Source organism: Ralstonia sp. SET104 (assembly GCF_003851545.1).
Classification (GTDB): Bacteria; Pseudomonadota; Gammaproteobacteria; order Burkholderiales; family Burkholderiaceae; genus Ralstonia.
In genome coordinates this window covers 208,848-230,228 of record NZ_BHVX01000008.1, presented here as the reverse complement: position 1 = coordinate 230,228, position 21,381 = coordinate 208,848, and the positions used below count along the sequence as shown (strand labels likewise).

Below are 21,381 nucleotides of genomic sequence, written 5' to 3'. Positions count from 1 at the left end.
GGCATGCGCGAAGAGCTTGAGAACTTCGGCCGCTATCTGGGCCAGACGCTGCGCCTGATGGTCGGCGTGCCCGACTACGACACCTACGTGCGCCACATGCAGGAGACCCATCCCGGCCAAACCGTCATGACGTACGAAGAATTCTTCCGCGAACGTCAGGACGCACGCTACCAAGGACGCGTCGGCCGCTGCTGTTGATGAACGGCTGAACACGTTCCAAAGAAAACCGCCGGTGCATGAAGCCATGCCCGGCGGTTTTCCTTGTGTGCGCACTACATGGATTGACGTGCCGCTGTGGGCGGGTCGCCATGCTTGGCACGGTAGGTCTTCTCCACCAGCTCACGCAGCTTGGCCAGTGCGCCCACGTCGCCCTGGGCGGCGGCGCGGCCGTACCAGTTCTTGGCCTGCTCGATATCCTGCGGCACCACACCGGGCTCGCCGCGCTCGTAGTAGCTGCCGACGATGTACTGCGATGGCGCATCGCCGCCCTCGGCGGCTTTCTTGTACCAGGTGAAGGCGCGCTTGTAATCACGCGGCAGGCCCCGGCCGGTGAAGTAGTTGGTGGCCAGCGCGCGCTGCGCCTCGATGTGCCCGCCGGTGGCAGCGCGCTCGTACCACTTGTTCGCTTCTTCCAGGGAGCGCGGCACCAGCTCGCCGCGCTCGAACAATTCGCCGTAGGCAAACTGCGCGTGGGTCATCTGGTTATCGGCCGCGCGGCGCAGCCATTTGACGGCCTCTTCCGGCCGCGCGACGGTACCTTCGCCGCGCATCAGCATCATCGCGTAGTTGAATTGCGCAAGGCGGTTGCCACGCTGCGCAGCTTCGGCAAATTCGTCGAAGGCGTGACCGAAGTCGTTCTTCTCGTAGTGCGCGATGGCGATCTGGGTGAGGGCGGAGGCATCGCCCTGCGCATCCGCTGGCGAGGTCGCGGCGAATGCGAACAACGTAGCCGCGCTCATCGCCACCATCAGCACCGCCTGCAGCATGCGCGAAACCCTGCGCTTGGTTGGTCTGCTCATCGCGCGCTCCTCACCGGAAGATGGCTCAGTGTAGCGCGCCGGCCTGATGCACGTGGGTGCGCTCAAGCCAGCACACCGGCGAGGGGCACGCATGCCGAGGCAATCAACCTGCCCGCACCCGATACACCGCCACGCTGCCGCGCCAGTTGGCGCCCCACCGCACCACATTGCCGTCGTGCAACACCACGCGATCGAGAATCACCAGCCCCACCTTGGGCGCCAGCGCTTCAAAGTCGCGGATGGTCAGCACGCGCACGTTCGGCGTGTTGTACCACTCATATGGCAGCGATTTGGACACCGGCATGCGCCCACGGAAAATCGACAACCGATGCGGCCAGTAACCGAAGTTCGGAAACGACACGATGCACTCGCGCCCCACGCGCAGCATCTCGCGCAGCACCTGCGCCGTGTTATGGATGGTCTGCAATGTCTGCGACAGGATGACCGTGTCGAAGCTCTTGTCCTCGAACAGCGCCAGCCCGCCTTCGAGGTTCTGCTGAATCACGTGCACGCCCTTCTGCGTGGAAGCCAGCACGCCCGCATCGTCGATCTCGATGCCGTAGGCCTGCACGTCGAGTTCGTTCTGCAACACACTCAGCAGGCTCCCGTCTGCGCAACCCAGATCGAGCACCGACGAGCGCGGCTCGATCCAGCGCGCGATGGCGCGAAAGTCCGCCCGATCGGCCAGGATGTTCGGCACAGCGGAAGGTGCCGCAGGGTTCAGCGCATTCAACGTTTGGGTAGTCATGCGCCAATCTCCTGCGCGATACGTTCGTAGTAAGCGCGCACCAGGGAGTGGTAACGCGCGTCTTCCAGCAGGAAGGCATCGTGGCCATGCGGCGCGTCGATCTCGCCGTACGTCACGCGGTGCTTGTTGTCGAGCAGCGCCTTGACCAGTTCGCGGCTGCGCGCCGGGGCGAAGCGCCAGTCGGTCATGAAACTGATGACAAGGAAGCTCGCCTGCGTGTGCGCCACCGCGCGGGTGAGGTTGCCGCCATATGCCAGCGCAGGATCGAAGTAATCGAGCGCACGCGTGATGAGCAGATACGTGTTCGCATCGAAATACTCAGCAAACTTGTCGCCCTGATAGCGCAGGTAGCTCTCCACCTGGAACTCGACGTCGAACGAGAAGCGGATGTCTTGGGCCTTCAGCTCGCGGCCGAATTTCGCGGCCATGTCTTCGTCTGACAGATACGTGATGTGGCCGATCATGCGGGCCACGCGCAGGCCGCGCTTGGGCTTGACGTTGTACGCGTAGTAATCGCCGCCGTGGAAGTCGGGGTCGGACAGGATCGCGCTGCGCGCCACCTCGTTGAAAGCGATGTTCTGCGCCGACAGCTTGGGCGTAGAGGCCACCACCACGCAGTGCCGCAGCCGCTCCGGGTACATCAGGCTCCAGGCCAGCGCCTGCATGCCGCCAAGGCTGCCGCCCATCACCGCCGCGAACTGCTGAATGCCGAAGCGATCGGCCACACGCGCCTGGGCATTGACCCAGTCTTCCACCGTCACCACAGGAAAGCGCGCGCCATACGGGGCGCCTGTCTCTGGGTGCGGGCTCATCGGGCCAGTCGAGCCAAAACACGAGCCGAGGTTGTTCACCCCGATAACGAAGAACCGATTCGTATCGACCGGCTTGCCGGGGCCGACCATGTTGTCCCACCAGCCGACCTCACCTTCCGCATGCACGCCCGCCACATGGTGCGAGGCGTTGAGTGCGTGGCAGATGAGCACGGCGTTGGAGCGGTCGGCATTGAGCGTGCCGTAGGTCTCGACCATCAGGTCGTAGCCGCTGATTTGCGAGCCGTTACGCAGTTGCAGCGGCTCGGCAAAGTGCATGCGTTCGGGCACGACCAGGCCGATGGCGTTGGCTGGCTTGCTCTTCTGTGCCGCTGCGTTGGCCGAAGAAAGAGGCGTATCGACCGTGGCCGCAGCGTCTGCGGCGATTGTTGGATCGGCCTGAGTATCTGTCATGGCGCCAAAGAAAAAACCCGACCGGCAACGCTGTTGACGCAACCAATCGGGTTCTCATGTGGCGCACGTGAGGCAATGACTCTTTTCCACCTGTGCGTCCTGACCGAACCTCTTTAGCCGCATTTGTAATGAGAGTCCGAAGCCACATTCATGTGACGAAGACTCCCGCGCGCCCGCAAGCCAGTCGTCAAATCGGCGCGCCAGAGGTTGGCAATTATAGAGCAAGCGGCGGCGGACGCATCACCACACCGGAATGCGACAGATATTGCGTCCGATCCTCCGTCATGCGCCGGGTCAAACGCCAGCCATGGTGATGTACTTGATCTCCAGATACTCGTCGATGCCGTACTTGGAGCCTTCGCGGCCCAGGCCCGATTGCTTGACACCGCCAAACGGCGCTTCCGCCGTCGAGATCAACCCCGTGTTGACGCCGACCATGCCGCTCTCCAGCGCTTCCGACACGCGCCACGCGCGGCCCAGGTCGCGCGTGTAGAAATACGCGGCCAGGCCGAATTCGGTGTCGTTGGCGGCGGCCACGGCTTCGTCTTCCGTGTCGAACGGAATGAGCGCCGCCAGCGGGCCGAAGGTTTCTTCGTGCGTGAGCAGCATGCCGGGCTTTGCATCCACCACGACAGTCGGCTCGAAGAACGCGCCGCCCTGTGCCGACAACGCATGCGGCTTGCCGCCCACCAGCACGCGCGCGCCTTGGTGCAGCGCGTCGTCCAGATGCTGGCGCACCTTGTCCATTGCGCGCATGTGGATCAGCGGACCTTGCTGCACGCCCGGCTCCGTGCCGTTGCCCACGCGCAGCGCGCGCACCGCGTCGGCCAGTTTGGCGGCAAATGCGTCGTAGATGCCGCGTTGCACGTAGAAGCGGTTGGCACACACGCAGGTCTGGCCGGCGTTGCGGTATTTGGCGACCATCGCGCCTTCCACCGCCGCATCAACGTCGGCATCGTCAAACACGATGAACGGCGCGTTGCCACCCAACTCGAGCGAGAGCTTCTTGATGTCGTCCGCGCACTGGCGCATCAGCAGGCGGCCAACGGCCGTCGAGCCGGTGAAGCTGAGCTTGCGCACGATGGGGTTGGAAGTCAGCTCACCGCCAATCGCCTGTGAATCGCCGGTGATGACAGACAACAAACCCGCCGGCACACCTGCACGTGCAGCCAGTTCAGCAAACGCCAGCGCGGAGTAGGGCGTTTCCAGCGCAGGCTTGACCACCATTGAGCAGCCCGCAGCCAGTGCCGGGCCAACCTTGCGCGTCATCATCGCAATGGGGAAATTCCACGGTGTAATGGCCGCGCTCACACCAATCGGCTCTTTCTGCACGACGATGCGGCGATCGCCCTGCGGCGAAGGAATGGTGTCGCCATAGACGCGGCGTGCCTCTTCGGCAAACCACTCGATGAACGAAGCGGCATAGGCGATCTCGCCCGCAGCTTCGGGCAGCGGCTTGCCTTGCTCGGCCGTGAGGATGGCGGCAAGGTCTTGCTGGCGCTCCATCATCAGGTCAGCCAGGCGGCGCAAGATCTTGGCGCGATCACGCGCGCTCACCTTGCGCCAAGCGCGTTGCGCGACCTGGGCGGCTTCGATGGCGCGGCGTGTTTCGGCCGCACCCATGCCGGGCACGGTGCCGATGGTGCGGCCGGTAGCGGGGTCGGTCACGTCGCGCGTGGCGCCGTCGTCGGCATCGGCCCAGGCGCCGGCAAGGAACGCCTGCGTGCGCCAGAGCCCCGGGTCTTTGAGCGCAATCGGTGCTGCCGGTGCACCCGGCAAATCGGTGTGGGTCATGGTGTCAGCCCTCCAGTGCGCGTTGCAGGATGGCAAGGCCCTCTTCAAACACCGCGTCTTCAATCGTGAGCGGGAACAGGAAGCGGATCACGTTGCCATACACGCCGCACGACAGCAGCAGCAAGCCGGCTTCGAGCGCACGTTGCTGCACGAGCTTGGTGAAGTCGGCGTCGGGCTTGCCATCCGGCGTATTGAATTCGACAGCAACCATCGCGCCCGCGCCACGCACTTCGGCAATGCGTGGTTGCCTGGACTTGGCGGCGTTCAGTGCATCGACAAGACGTGCGCCCAGCGCGGCGGAGCGCTCGCACAGCTTCTCGTCGGCGATGATGTCGAGCACCGCGTGTGCGGATGCCACGGCCAGCGGGTTGCCCGCGTAAGTGCCGCCGAGGCCGCCAGGGGCGGGAGCGTCCATGATTTCTGCCCGACCCGTGACGGCGGACAGCGGCAGGCCGCCGGCCAAGCCCTTGGCCATCGTCATGATGTCCGGCAGCACGCCGGTGTGCTCCATGGCAAACAGCTTGCCTGTGCGGGCAAAGCCGGTCTGCACTTCGTCGGCGATCATCACAATGCCGTGTTCATCGCACAGCGCCCGCACGGCGCGCACGAAGTCTGCGGGCATCTGGTAGAAACCGCCCTCGCCCTGCACCGGCTCGAAGATGATGGCCGCGACCTGGCGCGGATCAATGTCTGCCTTGAACAGGCGGCCGATGGCATCGAGCGCATCCTGCGTGCTCACGCCATGCAGCGCGACCGGCGCCGGCACGTGATATACGCTGCCCGGGAACGGCCCGAAGCCCGTCTTGTATGGCACCACCTTGCCGGTGAGCGACATGCCCATGAACGTACGGCCATGGAATGCGCCGGTCAATGCAATCACGCCCGGCCGACCCGTGTGCGCCCGCGCGATCTTGATGGCGTTTTCCACCGCTTCTGCGCCGGTGGTGAAGAACGCGGTCTTCTTGGCGTGCGTGCCGGGGGTGATTGTGTTCAGGCGCTCGGCCAGTTCGACGTACGAACCGTACGGCACGATCTGGAAAGCGGTGTGCGTGAAGCTGTCGAGCTGCTCGCGCACGGCCTGTACCAGACGCGGGTGACGGTGGCCCGTGTTGACCACGGCAATGCCGGCCGCAAAGTCAATGTAGCGCTGTCCTTGCACGTCCCAGAACAGGGCGTTCTCGGCGCGCTCGGCGTAGCGGTCGGTCATCACACCAACGCCGCGCGGCGTAGCGGCCAGGCGGCGGGCATTCCATTGGGCGTTCTGTTGCGGGTCTCGGGCGTTCATGGCGTTGGGATGTGTTGGGTCAAAGAAGGTGCGATGCGGGGCAGTTTGGCAGCCATTGGCCCCGTACAATGAGACCCAATCACGTTTTTCTGATGGAGCCACTTGGCCCCACCCCCTGCCATGGCAGAACACGCCCCCGCGCACCGCGCCAGCATGTTGGTCGACTATCTGCAGCGCCGATTCGATCGCGCCGACCCCGGCGACGAGCCCGACCACCGTCGCCTGTATCGCGTGCTGCAAGAGGGCATCCTGCGCGACGAGCTGCAGCCCGGCACGCGCTTGCCTTCATCGCGCCAGTTATCGACGGAACTGGGCATTGCACGCAACACGGTGATCCACGTGTATGAACAGTTGAGCGTGGAGGGCTACGTCTCGGCGGGCGTGGGCAGCGGCACATTCGTCGCCGATACCGCGCCGGACCGGCTCGATGCCGCGCCCGCACTTGCCACAGCCGCAACCGTTGCCGCCGTGGCTGCCGCACCGATTACCGAAGCGGCCACACCTTCTGCGCCAATGCTCTCCGCGCGTGGCCGGGCGTTGGTGCGCGACGCAGGCGCCAGCTCACGCCAATGGGGCGCCTTCATGCCGGGCGTGCCGGAGGTGCGGATGTTTCCGGCACGCATCTGGTCACGGCTGCACAACCGGCTGCTGCGCAAACCCTCGCCCGCGCTGCTGACGTATCCCGTAGGCGCCGGCTACCTGCCGCTGCGCACCGCGCTGGCCGATTACCTGCGCACCGCGCGCGGCGTGCGCTGCGAGCCCGAGCAGATCATCATCACCGCGGGCATTCATCCGTCACTGCAGCTCATCGCGCAACTGCTGTGCGATGCCGGTGACAGCGCCTGGACTGAAGACCCAGGCTACTGGGGCGTGCGCAGTGTCCTCACCGCTGCAGGCGTGCGCACCGTACCGCTGCCGGTGGACGATGAAGGCATGCGCTTTGATGTACCGATCCGTGCGGGCAGCCGCCAACGAGGCAAGCCGCCCAAGCTCATGGTGGTCTCGCCTTCGCACCAATACCCCCTCGGTTCGGTAATGAGCCTGGCGCGGCGCCGCGCGCTGCTGGCCACCGCACACGCCACCGACGCGTGGATCGTCGAAGACGACTACGACAGCGAATTCCGCTACGGCAGCCGCCCGTTGCCTTCATTGCAAGGTCTGGACGAAGGCGGGCGCGTGCTCTACATGGGCACGTTCTCGAAGGTACTGTTCCCGAGCTTGCGGATTGGCTATCTGGTGGTGCCGCCCGCGCTGGCTGACGCGTTTGCAACAGGGCTGTCAGAGATGTTCCGCGGCGGCCAGATCCTTACGCAGGCCGTGTTGGCCGATTTCATTGCGGAAGGACATTTCGTCTCACACATCCGGCGCATGCGCGGTGTATATGCGCAGCGGCGCGAGACGCTGCTGGCGTCCATCGCCAACGAATTCGGTGATGCGCTGCCCGTGCATGATGGCGCATCGGGCCTGCATCTCGTGCTTGGGCTGCCAGCCGGCACCAACGACGTCGCCGTCGCCGATCTGGCACTCGCCAACGACGTCGTCACGCGGCCGCTGTCACGTTATTACCAGGACGAAGCGCGCCGTCTGCCTGGGCTGCTGCTCGGTTATGGGCATGTGGAAACAGAGCACATTGCGGCGCGATTTCATACGTTGGCGGAGGCGGTCCGCACCATCGGCCAACCCACGCCGCGCTAACAAAAAGCCCCGCAATGCGGGGCTTCGTTTGGGGCGCTATTTGGGGCGCTACACGCTCTCAGGCCAACAGCACCCGCAACTGCGCATCTGCGCCTTCCACGGGTGACTTGCGGAAGCCGCTCTTGGCATACCGATGCCAGCGCCCCAGCACCGCGCAAACGATCAGATTGGCACGCGAAGCAATATCGGCATCGGCCGGCCACGCGCCCTGCGTCACCGCCATGCGCAGGCTCTGCTTGAACGACGCCTCGATGCGGTCCAGGCACTGCGCCATGCGCTCTGGCAGGCGCTCGTCTTCGCCGACCAGCGCATCACCCACCAGCACGCGCGTCATGCCCGGATTTTTATCGGCAAACGACAGCAGCATGTGCGCGATGGCGTGTGCCTGGCGCAGACCGTGTTCTTCCCGCAGCGTGATCTGGTTGATGAGACCAAAGACGGTCTGCTCGATAAATTCGATCAGCCCTTCGAACATCTGCGCCTTGCTGGCGAAGTGGCGGTACAGCGCCGCTTCCGATACATCCAGCCGGGCGGCCAATCCTGCCGTAGTGATTTTTTCACCACGCGGATGCTCCAGCATACCGGCAAGTGTCTGCAGAATCTGCACGCGCCGCTCGCCTGGGCGGGGGCGCTTGCGTACCGGCGGTGCTTCTATCGCGACGTCCGCGACCGGCTCAGCGGTCGGAAACTCCGTTTGCGCATTGCTCATGACTTCCTGCCCCTCTCCCGTTCTGAACGCGGAGTTACCCACTGCCTAGCCGCGTCGAACAAGCCTTCGTTTTAGTTGAAGCACCGATTTTACTTTCACGCTCACATAGCCGGGCCGGTTGGCGAACAAAATCGGTGCGGCGGCCGGTTGATGTGGCGAATTTGCACGCGCGTCCATCGCTGGCACTTGCATCGGATGCAACGCATCGGCTGCGGAAGCCGGCTGTGCGCCGGGCGCCACCGCAGTCGCCACTTTCCGCAGGTAGCCGGTCACCCACACGGTGCCGATTCCCAGATGCCGGTAGCGCTTGAGATGCGAGAGTGTGTCTTCTACCAGAATGGCACGCGACGGCGCGATCCGCTCGCGCGCCAGCAGCCGGCGCAACATCAGCGGGTCGGGTTTCGGCCGCAGGCGCCGATGCACCCACATGTGCTCGACGGCAATCTCGCGCATGAACGCGCGCTTCAGGCCGATGAGCCGCACCACCTCGCGCGCATAGGCGACGGGCGCATTGGTCAGCAGAATCTTGCGCCCAGGCAGGGCGCGCAGCAGTTGGGCCAGGCCGCGTTCGGCGCGCACCATGGTGCGCAGGTCTTCAAAGCGGTGGGCCTCGGCGAGGAAATCATCGGGATCGACACCATGATGGCGAACCAAGCCGAGAATGGTGGCCCCATAGCGGCGCCAATAATCCACCCGCACCTGGCTGGCGGTGGCGTCGTCTGTGCCGAGCACGCGCGCCATGTAAGCCGTCATCAGCCGGTTGATCTGCGGAAAGATCGCGTGCGATGCATGGTGGAGGGTGTTGTCGAGGTCGAACAGCCAGACCGGCTGCCGGGCGGCCCGATCAGACAATGGGCCCGCCGGCACCTCGCGCGGCCAGGTGCGCGCTGCATGGCGCATCCGGGCCGCTCGGGTATTTCGCATCAATGCGAGCGGATCATCGTGCCGAACGCCTGTTCGGTCAGGATTTCCAGCAACAGCGAATGCTCGATCCGGCCATCGACGATGTGCACCGAGTTGACGCCGCTCTTGGCCGCATCCAGCGCAGACGAGATTTTCGGCAGCATGCCGCCCGAGATCGTGCCATCGGCAAACAGCTCGTCGATCTCGCGGGCGGAGAGATCCGTCAGCAGATTGCCCTGCTTGTCCATCACGCCCGGGATGTTGGTCATCATGACCAGCTTCTCGGCCTTGAGAATTTCGGCCATCTTGCCGGCCACCACGTCGGCGTTGATGTTGTAAGCCTGGCCTTCGTCGGAAAAGCCGATGGGCGAGATGACGGGGATGAACGCGTCGTCCTGCAGCGCCTTGACCACGGCGGGGTTGATCGTCTCGATGTCGCCCACAAAGCCGATGTCGATGAATTCGCCGGGCTTTTCGCGGTCCGGCATTTTCAGCTTCTTGGCGCGGATCAGGCCACCGTCCTTGCCGGTCAGGCCGACTGCCTGGCCGCCGTACTGGTTGATCAGCATGACGATGTCCTGCTGAACTTCACCGCCGAGCACCCATTCGACCACTTCCATGGTCTCTTCGTCGGTCACGCGCATGCCCTGGATGAAGGTGCCTTGCTTGCCAACCTTCTTCAGGGCTTCGTCGATCTGCGGACCGCCGCCGTGCACCACCACCGGGTTCATGCCGACCAGCTTGAGCAGGATCACGTCACGCGCAAACCCGTGCTTGAGCTTCTCCTCCGTCATGGCGTTGCCGCCGTACTTGATGACGATGGTCTTGCCGTGGAACTTGCGAATGTAAGGCAGAGCCTGCGCGAGAATTTCAGCCTTCACCGGCGGCGCAATGTGCGCGAGTTCGGGGTCGAGGCCAGCAGGGTCGGGGGCAGCAGCAACAGAAGCGGTCATGAAGGTGACATCCGGGATTAAGCGGACTGATTGGGCGGATTGGGCGGATGGGGCGGGTATGATGGAGCGCCGAATGTCGCGTGCTACACAAAACGCAGCAGCCCATTTTCGGCAGGCGCGATTTTACAAGAAAAGCCAGCATAGTCGGATGGCGCACCTTGCGTGCCTACGGTACCGTTGCGAGCAAAGAACACCCTGGGGAAACATGGCCATCGCACCCGACCAACTCGACGCCCTGCGCCCGCACCTGCTGCGATTTGCGCAACTGCAATTGCGCGACACAGCGTTGGCCGAAGACGTCGTTGCCGACACCATCCTGGCCGTGCTGGAACACCCCGAACGCTTTGCCGGCAACGCTTCGCTCAAGACGTACGTAATCGGCATCCTCAAGCACAAGATCATCGATGCGATCCGCTCTGGGCGGCGCGAAGTGCGCATCTCGCTACTCACAGGCGGCGAGTCCGACGAGGCTGGCCTGCGTTCCGACGAAGCCGTTTTCGACAGCTTGTTCGCCGCCGATGGTCATTACGTCAGCCCGCCCTCGGATTGGGGCGATCCTGATGCGGCGCTGTCACGGCGCGAGTTCTTCGATGTGCTGCAGATCTGCGTCGACCGCCTGCCGCCGCGCGTGGGCCGCGCGTTCATGATGCGCGAGTGGCTGGAGTTGGAGACCGACGAGATTTGTCAGGAATTGGAGATCACCGCGACCAATGTCTGGGCACTGCTCTATCGTGCCCGCATGCGCCTGCGCGAGTGCCTTGACCTGCACTGGTTCGGCAATCAGCCGAGCGCCGCCTGAGCCGCATATCTGTTGCACCACCGAGAAAAACTACATGCCGAACCGTTGGGGAATGCTCTCCTGCAAGGAAGCGCACCGCATGCTGGTGAGCGGAATGGACCGCGACCTGCGCACGGGCGAGCGCCTAAGCCTGCGCGTGCACCTGTTGGCGTGCGATGCGTGCACGCGGTTCTCGCACCAGATGGGGTTGCTGCGTCAGGCGATGCGCAAGCTCGGGCGGGACGAAGATGGGGGCGGCCGCTCGTGAACCCGTTAGCCGCCAACACCGCGTGCGCAATCTGCGGCGCAGCATTGCGCTGCGGTGCCATCGGCGACGGCAAGCAGCGCGACGCGACGTGCTGGTGCACAGCGGAAGAGACGCTGCCCGCCAGCGCGCGGCGCCCAGGACAGGGCTGCCGCTGTCAGCGCTGCCTGCGCGCGGCGATCTTGCTGGCGCAAACGGCTTCTGAATCCGACTGATTAGTCTTTGTCTTTGCTGTCGTCGTCCAGCGTGCGCAGTGCGCGGCGGACATCGGCCCGGCCGCGCTGGCGTTCAGCGTGGCCGCCTTCGGTGTGGGCCCCGGCCTTGCGGCCCCGGGCGAGCGGCACGAGGACGTTGCGCGGGCGCGCCGTGCCGGCCTGCGTTGAAGGCTCGATGCGGAAGGTCAATTTCTGGCGAGTGCCAAGCGTCTTGTTAGCCATGGGAATGTGCTTCCTTGTGTGGCCTGCCGCAGCACTCGCCGCAAGCGATTAATGTTTGTGTTCGCCGCCGTGATTCATGGCGGGCATGTTGCCGGCGGTCAGGTCGCGCACCTTGACGTCCACCTTCTGCTCGACGACGCGCTTGTCGGCCAACTCCACCTTGAGCGTGAGGGGCACGGTGGTGTCTTTGACCAGCGGCTGCTTCACGTCCATCAGCATCACGTGGTAGCCGCCCGGCTTGAGCTGCACGGTCTGGCCCTTGGGCAGATCCAGCACGGGCATCCTGCGCATGCGCATCACGTCGCCTTCCATCTTCATCTCGTGAATCTCGGCCGTGCCAGCCACGGGCGTCGACACGCCCACCACCTTGGCACCCTCGGCCGATTGCAGCGTCATGAATGCGCCGCTGGACGTCTGACCCGGCACCGTGCCGCGCACCCAGGCGTCTTGCACCGTGATCTGTGCAAAAGCGGCGGCGCTGGCAAGCAAGCCTGCGGTGAATACAGCCAGGCAAGCGGAAGAACGGATCGATCGAGACGTCATCATCAAAGGCTCCTGTCGGGGACAAACGTGCTGCGCATTAAAGCACAGCGCCCGTGGGGCGACAGGTTGAGTGCACAATTGTGCGGCTGATTGACGCATCGCCGCACAAAGAACCGCGGAGTGCGCGCGTTTACACTTGTCCACCATGCTTTCCACCCTGTCTCTTGCCGCACCGCTGCTGGACGCATCCAGTCTACGCCGCCTCTTCTGGCTGCGATGGAGTCTGCTGGCCACCCAGCTCGTCCTCATGCTGCTCGCGCCGCTGGTGTTTGGCGTGCAACTGCCCGTGCTGCCGCTGCTAAGCGTGATGGGCCTGCATGCGCTGTTCAACCTGCTGACCGGCTGGCGCGTGCGGCGCAACCGGCCCGTGCAGCATATCGAGATCACCGTCCAGTTGCTGGTGGACCTGAGCGCGCTGTCCGCCCTGCTGTACTTCACGGGCGGCGCGACCAATCCGTTCGTCTCGTTCTACCTCCCTGCGCTGGCGATTGCCGCCGCCATGCTGCCGATCGCGCATGTGGTGGGCCTGACGCTGTACGCGCTGGCCGCCTACAGCATGATGCTCGGCAACTACATCCCGCTGAAGCTCGCGAACCCGGCCGATGCCGTGGCGTACCACCTGGCCGGCATGTGGATCGACTTTGTGGCCAGCAGCGCGATGATCGCGGGCTTTACGGCACGCCTGTCCGCCGCGCTGCGCGAAAGCGATGCACAACTGACCGAAGCGCGCGAGCGATTGCTGCGCGAACAGCGTATCGAAGCGCTGATGTCGCAAGGCGCCAGCGTGGCGCATGAAATGGGCACGCCGCTGTCCACCGTGGCCGTCATCGCCGGTGAGTTGCAGCACGACGCGAAGCAACCGAACTCGCCGCTCGGCCCGTACCGCGAAGACCTGCGCGCCATCGAACAGCAGCTCGAACTGTGCCGCGCCGCCCTGGCGCGCCTGCAGCGCAAACCCAACGACGGCGCGCCCGAGCCGCTGGGCCAATGGCTGCCGAACTTCACGCAGACATGGCAACTGCGCCATCCGGACATCCGCCTGCACACCGAAACATCACCCGCGGCGCAAGCGGTGGAGCTGGATGCCGTGAACGTCGGCCAGATCCTCACCATCCTGCTGGACAACGCGGCCCGCAGCCAGCACCACGCCGGGCGCGATCTGGTGCCGCTGCTGCTGACCGTCAAGATCGACGCCAACCACGAAGCCCAGCGCTCGCCGGGCAACCACAACCCGCCCCCGCAGATCGTGCTGTCCATCGTCGATACGGGGTTGGGGCTGCCGGAAGACCTGCGCACCTCACTGGGCCGCACGCCGGTGCCGAGCCGGCACGGCGGTCACGGCATCGGGCTGTATCTGGCCTCCACCACCGCGCGCCGCCTGGGTGGTACCGTGGCGCTACGTCCGAACCCGCCGCAAGGCGCCATTGCCGAACTCCGACTGCCCGTTGGCGGTCCGACGGAACACGCGGCGGCGCCCATCATTGGCGCACCCACCCTCTTCACATAACGAGACCGCCTGACGCAGCCCCAGTGGCACGTACGGCCCCGGAGAACACCATGCAGCAACCCGCCCCTTTCCTGATCCTCGACGACGACGACGTCTTTGCGCAGACGCTGGCGCGCGCGCTCACGCGCCGCGGGTTTGCCCCGCAGATCGCCCACACCGGCGGCGAAGCACTGACCCTGGCGCGGCAGACGCGCTTTTCCTGCGTCACGGTCGATCTACACCTGGCCGCCAGCGACAAGGGCCTGATGCCCCATGGCGGCACAGATTCGGGCCTGCACTGGATTGCCCCGCTACGCCAGGCATTGCCGGACGCGCGCATGCTGATCCTCACGGGCTATGCGAGCATCGCCACCGCTGTGCAGGCGGTCAAACTCGGGGCGGATGAATATTTGGCCAAGCCGGCCAATGTCGATTCGATTCTGCTGGCCCTGCAAGTGGGCGTGTCTGAAGCCGTGGCCGAGCAGACAATGGAAAACCCCGCCCCGCTGTCGGTCGCGCGGTTGGAGTGGGAGCACATCCAGCGCGTGCTGGCCGAGCACGGCGGCAACATCTCGGCCACCGCGCGGGCGCTGAACATGCACCGGCGCACGCTGCAGCGCAAGCTGGGCAAGCGGCCGGTCGCCAAATAAACGCCGGCCGCGTGGAGCAGTCTCAGTGTCGCGTCACCAGCGGGTATCGCGTTCCCACGCCTTGAGTTCGTCTTCGGCGCGCTCCTTCGTGTAGCCGTAGCGTTCCTGGATCTTGCCGGCAAGCTGGTCGCGCTTGCCGCGGATCGTGGTCAGATCATCGTCCGTGAGCTGGCCCCACTTCTCCTTGACCTTGCCCTTGGCCTGATCCCATTTGCCTTCGATCTGGTCCCAATTCATACGTCCTCCGTTGTGATTGAAACAAAGCAGGGGCAACCCGTTGGCCGCCCGTGTGGACACTTCTGCGCGGCTTACTTCTTGAACTTGGCGGCTACGTCGTTCTGGCACTTCGTCTTGGCATCGCCCGACATGGCGTCGCAACGTTCCTTGGCGGCCTTGTAGTTGGCGTCGTTGTCATCCTTGACAGCATCTCGGCGCGCTTCGCTGACGTCCTTGGCGGTACCCGTCGCCTTGGCGTGGCTCACTTCCTCACCACCCTTGGCGCGCGTGTAGGCGGCCTTGGCGTCCTTCACGCAGTTGTCTTTGTCGTTGCCCTTCATGGCACCGCACTTGGTCTTGGCGACGTCATAGTCAGCCTCGGCCTTTTCCTTCGCGGCGCGGTCGCGGGCGGCCTCGGTGCCGTCGCGGTCGACCATGGCGTTAGCCTTGGCGACGTTGTAATCGCCCTTGGCCTGCGCACGGCAGACGTCCCGGTCATTGCCCTTCACTGCATCGCACTTGTCCTTAGCGACTTTGTAGTTGGCATCGGCTTGTTTGACCGCGCTGTCGTAGGCGGTGCGCTTGGCATCGTTGGGTGCCGAAGCGCTGGCGGGCCCGGTTGGCGCGGGCGTGAGTTGGGCATGGGCAATGCCAAACGGGGCACAGGCGAGCACGCAACACAGGGCCAGGCGTTGGATCGGTTTCATACGCTTCTCTCCTTGTCATGGTTGGGGTCGCGCACGCTGGGTGCGCGGCGCGCATTGTCTTTGCGGCACCACCGTGTTCAGCAGATAACGGGCCCGATCCCGCAGGATTCTGAGCAATCCCTTGCGGGGCCTGGCTTGGCAGGCGCCCAAACAGAACGGGCCGCATCGTCTCCGATGCGGCCCGCAGGGCGTGAGAATGCGTTGCTTACACGCTTAGAGCACGTAGCGCGACAGATCTTCGTTGCCCGACAGTTCGCTCAGGCGCTCATCGACGTACGCAGCGTTGATGGTCACCGTCTCTCCCGACGATTTGTGCGCGTGGAACGACAGATCTTCAAGCAGCCGCTCCATCACCGTGTATAAACGGCGTGCGCCAATGTTCTCGACCTTCTCGTTCACCGAGCAGGCGATTTCCGCCAGGCGATGGATGCCGTCATCGGCAAACACGAGGTCAACGCCTTCGGTCTTCAGCAGCGCCTGATACTGCTTGGTGAGGCTCGCGTCCGTCTGCGTGAGGATCGCGCGGAAGTCTTCCACCGACAGCGAATCCAGTTCCACGCGAATCGGGAAGCGGCCCTGCAGCTCCGGAATCAGATCGCTCGGCTTGGACAGATGGAACGCGCCCGACGCGATAAACAGGATGTGATCGGTCTTGATCATCCCGTACTTGGTGTTGACGGTCGTGCCCTCCACCAGCGGCAGCAAGTCACGCTGCACGCCCTGGCGCGACACCTCGCCGCCGCCGTACTCGCTGCGGCTGGCGATTTTGTCGATCTCGTCCAGGAACACGATGCCGTTCTGCTCGACGTTGGCCACCGCCTTCTGCTTGAGCTCGTCTTCGTTCACGAGCTTGGCAGCCTCTTCGTCGATCAGCAGCTTGAAGGCTTCCTTGACCTTCATCTTGCGACGGTTCTTCTTGCCCTGACCCAGGCCCGCAAACATCGAGCGGATCTGCTCGGTCATGTCTTCCATGCCGGGCGGGCCCATGATGTCCATGCTCGGCGTGCCGGCCGACACTTCCAGCTCGATCTCCTTGTCGTCGAGTTGGCCTTCGCGCAGCTTCTTGCGGAAGGTCTGGCGCGCGGTGGAATCCTTCTCTTCCGGCTGCGCAAAACCGATGTCGCGCGGCGGCGGGATCAGCACGTCGAGAATGCGATCTTCCGCTGCGTCTTCGGCCTTGGCGCGCACCTTCTTCATCTCGGATTCGCGCGTCTGCTTGACGGCCATCTCGGCCAGGTCACGCACGATGGTGTCGACATCACGGCCAACGTAGCCCACCTCGGTGAACTTGGTTGCCTCGATCTTGATGAACGGTGCATCGGCCAGTTTGGCCAGGCGGCGCGCGATCTCGGTCTTGCCCACACCGGTCGGCCCGATCATCAGGATGTTCTTGGGCGTGATCTCCTGGCGCAGCGGGTCACTCACTTGCTGACGGCGCCAGCGGTTGCGCAGCGCCACGGCCACGGCCTTCTTGGCCTTGTGCTGGCCGATGATGTGCTTGTCGAGTTCGGAGACAATTTCCGACGGCGTCATGGTTTCAGACATGGGAATCCTGGCAGTACGTGCGGACGAGATGGCGAAAAGCGGGGCGCTTACTCGAGCGTCTCGATCACGAAATTGGTGTTGGTATAGATGCAGAGTTCGCCGGCGATGCGCAGCGATTTCTCCACCACGTCGCGCGGAGCGAGGTCGGTGTTCTCCATCAGCGCCTTGGCAGCCGATTGTGCATACGAGCCGCCCGAACCGATGGCAGCGATGCCGCCTTCGGGATCGAGCACATCGCCGTTGCCTGTGATGACGAGGGTGGCTTCACGATCCGCGACGATCAACATCGCCTCGAGGTGGCGCAGCGCCCGGTCGGTGCGCCAGTCCTTGGCGAGATCCACGGCCGAGCGCAGCAGGTTGCCCTGGTGCTTCTGCAGCTTGGCCTCGAAACGGTCGAGCAGGGAGAAGGCGTCGGCGGTGGCGCCGGCAAAGCCGACCAGCACCTTGCCATCGTAAATGGCGCGCACTTTGCGGGCCGAGCCTTTCATCACAATGTTGCCCAGCGTGACCTGGCCATCGCCGCCGAGCGCGACCTGGTTGCCGCGCCGCACGCTGACGATGGTGGTGCCGTGATACTGTTCCATGCGCTTGTTCCTAGGGGTGAGCCAGCGTGGCGCGGCCCAAAACGGGCCGACCACCGGGGTCGGCCAAAGAGCTCCATACTTGACGCCAGCCCCCAGGATTTCAAGCCTGATTTCCGTCACAACGCACACTTTTTGTGCACCGGAAATCGCTTTTTGCTGCTTCAGCGCGTCACATCAAATGCGTAGGTGCGTTCATCCAGACGCGGCACCACCGTGTAACCCTTGCGCGCCGCCCATACGTTGATATTGAAGTAGAGCGGAATCACGCCGCCATCGCGCATGCCGATTTCGGTAGCTTCCTGCAGCAGTTTCTCGCGCTTGGCATCATCGATGGTCTGCAGGGCTTCGGCCAACTTGGCGTCAAGCGCCGGGTTCGAATAGCGCCCGCGATTGGATGCACCCCAGCCGCGCGCCGGATCATAGGTGGCGAGCAACGCCTTCAGGCTCGAACTGGCTTCGCCCGTATCCGCGCCCCAGCCCGCTTGCAGAAAGGAGAAGTCCAGCTTGTTCGCCCGCGTGAAGAACGACGCCGATGGCATCGTCTCGACCTTGGTCGCAATGCCCACCCGCGAAAGCATCGAAGCGATCACCTGCGCGACGCGGTCATCGTTCGGGTAGCGGTTGTTGGTCGCGTGCAGCGTGATGGCAAAACCATCGGGGTAGCCAGCCTGGGCAAGCAGCTTTTTGGCGCCGGCCGGATCGGCCACCGGCGCCTTCAGGCTCGGCACGTGGCCAAACAACGCGCTGCCCACGAGCTGGCCGGTCGGCTCGGCAGCGCCTTCCATCACGCGGTCGACGATGGCCTGGCGCGAGATCGCCAATGAAATCGCCTGGCGCACGCGCGGGTCCTTGAGCGGATTCTTCGGCAGCGGCTTGCCGGCCTTGTCGGTCACAAACGGCGACACATCGCGGTTTGAATCCATGTGCAGATACATCATTCGAAACACCGGCATCTTGAACACCGACACCGCCGGGTTGGTCATCAGCTTCTTGATGTCGGAACTGGGCACGTTCTCGATGACCTGCACGTCGCCGGCCAACAATGCAGCAACGCGCGGTGCGTCAGCCGTCAAAATGCGCAGCGTCACGTGCTCCCATTGCGGCTTCTTGCCCCAGTAGCCGTCATAGCGCGTCAGCTCAAGCCGATCGCCGCGCGTGAACGACACGAATTTGTACGGCCCCGTGCCGATCATCGCGCGGCCATTGTTGAAGTCGTCGGCGCTGGCTTTCTCGACGGCCTTCTTCGACACCATGTAGATGGTCGACAAGTCGTTGGGCACCAGCGGATACGGCCCGTTGGTGGTGATGCGCACGGTCAGCTTGTCGATCGCCGTCACCTCCTTGAAGCCGCGCGTATAGATCGTAAACGGCGACGGGCTGTTCTTGATGGTGGCCGGGCGTGCCAGCGAGTAGACGACATCGGCCGAGGTGAACTCGCTGCCGTCATGGAAATGCACGCCGGGGCGCAGCTTGATCTCCCACACCACATCGCTCACGGCCTTCCACGACGTGGCCAGGCCGGGCTTGAGGCGCATCTTCTCGTCCTTGGCGATCAGCGCCTCGAACATGTGCTCGGCCACATTCGAATTGGGCGTGACGTTGTGGAAGTGTGGATCCAGCGAGGTGATATCGCCCGAGAGGCCGATCGCCAGCGTAGACGCAGGCTGGGCATGCGCCGCAAGCGGCACCAGCGCCGTGAGCGCTGTGGCAAAAGACAGCGTGGCGATCAGGCTTGCAACGCGCAGCAGACGCAGAACCGGCATGACGACTCCCCGATGGTTTGTGACGAAAACAAACGTTCGGGGATTGTCAGGATGGGATGACGCCGGTGTCAACGTCGATGAAGCGGGAGGAGGGCTGTGCGCTGGCAGTGCTCAGTGATGGTGCCCGCAGCCGCAATCGTCACCGTGTTCGTGATCGTGCCCATCGGCTTCGTCATCCCAGTCTTCGTCGTCATGGTCGTCAAAGGCCCAGGCCGGAAACGGATCAGGCAGTGCGGCCCAGGCTTCGGGGCCGGCAGCCAATTCGGCGTCGGTCAGCAGACAGGCGTCGATCTGTGCGACGAGCGCGGCCTCATCCAGATCCGTACCGATGAAGACGAGTTCCTGGCGGCGGTCGCCCCATGCTGCAGGCGCACCGTTGTCGAGCATCTTGTCGACGATGTCAGCGCGGGCCTCTTCCTCGTCGGGCCATTCGGCTTCGTCCACGGCGGCCCACCACGCACCGGCACCGCCGTGGCGCATCACACCGCCGGCCTGGCCCCAGCTACCGGCCGTCTCCATGCGCGACGCCAGCCAGAAATAGCCTTTGGAGCGCAGCACGCGGCCGTGTTCACGCAGCCATTCGGTGTGCATCAGGTCCCACAGGCGCTGCGGGTGGAACGGCCTGCGGCGGCGATAGACAAAGCTGCGGATGCCGAACGCTTCCGTTTCGGGTACGTGCTCGCCGCGCAACTCGGCCAGCCACGCGGGTGCAGCGGATGCGGCATCGAAGTCGAAGCGGTGCGTGTTGAGAATCTCGTCCAGCGGCACCGTGCCGAACGACGCCGGCACGATGCGGGCACGCGGGTTCAGCGAATGCAGGATGCCGGCCAGGCGCTCGCGCTCCGCGTCGCTCACGAGGTCGATCTTGTTGAGCACAATCACGTCGCAAAACTCAACCTGTTCGATCAGCAAGTCGACGACGGTGCGGTCGTCGTCCTCATCACGGGCCTGACCACGGTCTGCCAGGAAATCCGCAGCATCGTAGTCGGCGGGGAAGTGCTGAGCGTCAACCACGGTGACCATCGTGTCCAACCGCGCGAGGTCCGACAACACGTCGCCCTCGGCATCTTCAAAGGTGAACGTCTCGGCAATCGGCAGCGGCTCGGCCACGCCGGTCGATTCGATCAGCAGATAGTCGAAGCGGTCTTCGCGGGCCAACCGCGCGATTTCGTCGAGCAGGTCTTCGCGCAGTGTGCAGCAGATGCAGCCGTTGGACAGCTCGACCATGCGCTCGTCGGTGCGCGAGAGTTGGGCGCTGCGGTTGTCGATTGCCGCCGTGCCGTCGCCCACGAGTTGCGCGTCGATATTGACGTCCGACAGGTCGTTGACGATCACGGCCACGCGCTTGCCCTCGCGGTTGGCGAGCACATGGTTGAGCAGCGTGGTCTTGCCGGCGCCCAGGAAGCCGGACAACACGGTAACGGGAAGCGGACGAGACATGTTCGTGGCCTATAAAGCAAACAGCCCGGTGGGTTACCGGGCTGCAAGATTCAAACGAATGCGTCAACCGATGCGACGCACGCGTCAGTCACCCATCAACTTCTGCCGCTTTTCGCGGCGCTCCTGCGCCTCCAGCGTCAGGTTGGCGGTGGGGCGTGCAAGCAAGCGCGGAATGCCGATCGGCTCGCCGGTTTCGTCGCAGTAGCCGTAGTCGTTGGCGTCAATGCGGGCGATCGACTGTTCGACCTTCTTGAGCAGCTTGCGCTCGCGATCACGCGTGCGCAGCTCCAGCGCGTGCTCTTCTTCGATGGTGGCACGGTCAGCCGGGTCCGGCACGATCACAGTCTCGCGCAGGTCGCTGACAGTCTGGTTGGCATTCGCGAGAATTTCGTCGCGCATTTTTACAAGCCGGTCCTTGAAGAAGGCAAGTTGCGCCTCGTTCATGTAATCCTTGTCGCCCATCTTCAGGATTTCGGCTTCGGTGAGTAGTTTCTTGCTGCTCATGGTTGCTGCGGATGATCCTGGTAAATCGCGCGCCGTGTCGGCTTTCGCGTCGTCCTTGCGCGGGGATGCGCCGGACTCATTCTGGCTGGCGGCGGACTTGCCGCCCCGCGCGCCTCCTGTTGCCTTGCCCGCAG

At 64.3% G+C, this 21,381-nt stretch carries 24 protein-coding genes; 7 read left to right on the top strand and 17 right to left on the bottom strand.

Features of this window, described 5'->3' with window-relative positions; translation table 11 throughout:
* Positions 1–3 precede the first annotated feature (3 nt).
* Positions 4–198, top strand: a complete 195-nt coding sequence (locus tag PSUB009319_RS13025) for a YbdD/YjiX family protein (protein WP_124382640.1) — start codon at positions 4–6, stop codon at positions 196–198.
* Positions 199–272: 74 nt separating this feature from the next.
* Here the strand turns inward: PSUB009319_RS13025 and PSUB009319_RS13020 are convergent, their stop codons facing one another.
* From PSUB009319_RS13020 to gabT, 5 genes are all read right to left on the bottom strand, one after another.
* Positions 273–986 carry a tetratricopeptide repeat protein gene (locus tag PSUB009319_RS13020; protein ID WP_374704193.1) on the bottom strand — a complete coding sequence of 238 codons (714 nt, stop codon included), beginning with the start codon at positions 984–986 and terminating at the stop codon, positions 273–275.
* Between the two features lie 136 nt (positions 987–1,122).
* Positions 1,123–1,767 carry a methionine biosynthesis protein MetW gene (gene metW, locus PSUB009319_RS13015; RefSeq protein WP_124382638.1) on the bottom strand — a complete coding sequence of 215 codons (645 nt, stop codon included), beginning with the start codon at positions 1,765–1,767 and terminating at the stop codon, positions 1,123–1,125.
* A complete protein-coding gene (locus PSUB009319_RS13010) occupies positions 1,764–2,990 on the bottom strand; it encodes a homoserine O-acetyltransferase (RefSeq protein ID WP_124382637.1) in 1,227 nt (408 codons plus the stop codon). Before PSUB009319_RS13010 ends, metW begins: the two co-directional genes overlap by 4 nt.
* Positions 2,991–3,284: 294 nt before the next feature.
* On the bottom strand, positions 3,285–4,784 hold the full coding sequence (locus PSUB009319_RS13005; RefSeq protein ID WP_124382636.1) for an NAD-dependent succinate-semialdehyde dehydrogenase: 1,500 nt from the start codon (positions 4,782–4,784) through the stop codon (positions 3,285–3,287).
* A gap of 4 nt (positions 4,785–4,788) precedes the next feature.
* Positions 4,789–6,069 carry a 4-aminobutyrate--2-oxoglutarate transaminase gene (gene gabT / locus PSUB009319_RS13000; protein ID WP_124382635.1) on the bottom strand — a complete coding sequence of 427 codons (1,281 nt, stop codon included), beginning with the start codon at positions 6,067–6,069 and terminating at the stop codon, positions 4,789–4,791.
* Between the two features lie 153 nt (positions 6,070–6,222).
* On the opposite strand from gabT, the gene PSUB009319_RS12995 reads away from it, so the two are divergent.
* A complete protein-coding gene (locus PSUB009319_RS12995; protein ID WP_124382672.1) occupies positions 6,223–7,764 on the top strand; it encodes a PLP-dependent aminotransferase family protein in 1,542 nt (513 codons plus the stop codon).
* 58 nt (positions 7,765–7,822) lie between these two features.
* Here the strand turns inward: PSUB009319_RS12995 and slmA are convergent, their stop codons facing one another.
* The 3 genes from slmA to argB are packed head-to-tail and all read right to left on the bottom strand — an operon-like array spanning position 7,823 to position 10,329.
* Positions 7,823–8,473: a nucleoid occlusion factor SlmA gene (gene slmA / locus PSUB009319_RS12990; protein ID WP_124382634.1), complete on the bottom strand. Its 651-nt coding sequence runs from the start codon at positions 8,471–8,473 to the stop codon at positions 7,823–7,825.
* Between the two features lie 45 nt (positions 8,474–8,518).
* Positions 8,519–9,397, bottom strand: a complete 879-nt coding sequence (locus PSUB009319_RS12985; RefSeq protein ID WP_124382633.1) for a pyrimidine 5'-nucleotidase — start codon at positions 9,395–9,397, stop codon at positions 8,519–8,521.
* Positions 9,397–10,329, bottom strand: a complete 933-nt coding sequence (argB, locus tag PSUB009319_RS12980; protein WP_124382632.1) for an acetylglutamate kinase — start codon at positions 10,327–10,329, stop codon at positions 9,397–9,399. The genes PSUB009319_RS12985 and argB overlap by 1 nt, the downstream gene beginning before the upstream one ends.
* Before the next feature lie 205 nt (positions 10,330–10,534).
* Between argB and PSUB009319_RS12975 the strand changes: the two genes are divergently transcribed.
* From PSUB009319_RS12975 to PSUB009319_RS12965, 3 genes are read left to right on the top strand one after another with little or no spacing between them, the layout of a single operon-like run.
* Positions 10,535–11,128, top strand: a complete 594-nt coding sequence (locus PSUB009319_RS12975; RefSeq protein WP_124382631.1) for a sigma-70 family RNA polymerase sigma factor — start codon at positions 10,535–10,537, stop codon at positions 11,126–11,128.
* A gap of 34 nt (positions 11,129–11,162) precedes the next feature.
* Entirely contained in the window at positions 11,163–11,375 is a 213-nt protein-coding gene (locus tag PSUB009319_RS12970) for a zf-HC2 domain-containing protein (protein ID WP_124382630.1), read from the top strand.
* Complete coding sequence (locus PSUB009319_RS12965; protein WP_124382629.1) at positions 11,372–11,587, top strand: cysteine-rich CWC family protein; 216 nt, start codon at positions 11,372–11,374, stop codon at positions 11,585–11,587. Before PSUB009319_RS12970 ends, PSUB009319_RS12965 begins: the two co-directional genes overlap by 4 nt.
* Here the strand turns inward: PSUB009319_RS12965 and PSUB009319_RS12960 are convergent, their stop codons facing one another.
* Together PSUB009319_RS12960 and PSUB009319_RS12955 are read right to left on the bottom strand one after the other, a co-directional pair.
* Positions 11,588–11,809, bottom strand: a complete 222-nt coding sequence (locus PSUB009319_RS12960; RefSeq protein WP_124382628.1) for a hypothetical protein — start codon at positions 11,807–11,809, stop codon at positions 11,588–11,590.
* 48 nt (positions 11,810–11,857) lie between these two features.
* Entirely contained in the window at positions 11,858–12,352 is a 495-nt protein-coding gene (locus PSUB009319_RS12955) for a copper chaperone PCu(A)C (RefSeq protein WP_124382671.1), read from the bottom strand.
* Positions 12,353–12,497: 145 nt separating this feature from the next.
* Between PSUB009319_RS12955 and PSUB009319_RS12950 the strand changes: the two genes are divergently transcribed.
* Together PSUB009319_RS12950 and PSUB009319_RS12945 are read left to right on the top strand one after the other, a co-directional pair.
* Positions 12,498–13,859, top strand: coding sequence for an ATP-binding protein (locus tag PSUB009319_RS12950; protein ID WP_124382670.1), 1,362 nt, complete (start codon positions 12,498–12,500; stop codon positions 13,857–13,859).
* Between the two features lie 50 nt (positions 13,860–13,909).
* Entirely contained in the window at positions 13,910–14,488 is a 579-nt protein-coding gene (locus tag PSUB009319_RS12945) for a response regulator transcription factor (RefSeq protein WP_124382627.1), read from the top strand.
* A 33-nt stretch (positions 14,489–14,521) separates the two neighbouring features.
* Here PSUB009319_RS12945 and PSUB009319_RS12940 read toward each other — a convergent pair whose 3' ends face one another.
* From PSUB009319_RS12940 to dksA, 7 genes are all read right to left on the bottom strand, one after another.
* Positions 14,522–14,725 carry a CsbD family protein gene (locus tag PSUB009319_RS12940; protein ID WP_124382626.1) on the bottom strand — a complete coding sequence of 68 codons (204 nt, stop codon included), beginning with the start codon at positions 14,723–14,725 and terminating at the stop codon, positions 14,522–14,524.
* A gap of 71 nt (positions 14,726–14,796) precedes the next feature.
* Positions 14,797–15,411, bottom strand: coding sequence for a hypothetical protein (locus PSUB009319_RS12935; RefSeq protein WP_124382625.1), 615 nt, complete (start codon positions 15,409–15,411; stop codon positions 14,797–14,799).
* A gap of 213 nt (positions 15,412–15,624) precedes the next feature.
* Positions 15,625–16,956: an ATP-dependent protease ATPase subunit HslU gene (gene hslU / locus PSUB009319_RS12930; RefSeq protein WP_124382624.1), complete on the bottom strand. Its 1,332-nt coding sequence runs from the start codon at positions 16,954–16,956 to the stop codon at positions 15,625–15,627.
* Between the two features lie 47 nt (positions 16,957–17,003).
* On the bottom strand, positions 17,004–17,540 hold the full coding sequence (gene hslV / locus PSUB009319_RS12925) for an ATP-dependent protease subunit HslV (RefSeq protein WP_004628261.1): 537 nt from the start codon (positions 17,538–17,540) through the stop codon (positions 17,004–17,006).
* 161 nt (positions 17,541–17,701) lie between these two features.
* A complete protein-coding gene (locus tag PSUB009319_RS12920) occupies positions 17,702–19,303 on the bottom strand; it encodes an ABC transporter substrate-binding protein (RefSeq protein WP_124382623.1) in 1,602 nt (533 codons plus the stop codon).
* A 111-nt stretch (positions 19,304–19,414) separates the two neighbouring features.
* Positions 19,415–20,743 carry a zinc metallochaperone GTPase ZigA gene (gene zigA / locus PSUB009319_RS12915; protein ID WP_124382622.1) on the bottom strand — a complete coding sequence of 443 codons (1,329 nt, stop codon included), beginning with the start codon at positions 20,741–20,743 and terminating at the stop codon, positions 19,415–19,417.
* 84 nt (positions 20,744–20,827) lie between these two features.
* Positions 20,828–21,247 (bottom strand): RNA polymerase-binding protein DksA, encoded by a 420-nt coding sequence (gene dksA, locus PSUB009319_RS12910; RefSeq protein WP_124382621.1) that lies wholly within the window; start codon positions 21,245–21,247, stop codon positions 20,828–20,830.
* Between the last annotated feature and the right edge of the window lie 134 nt (positions 21,248–21,381).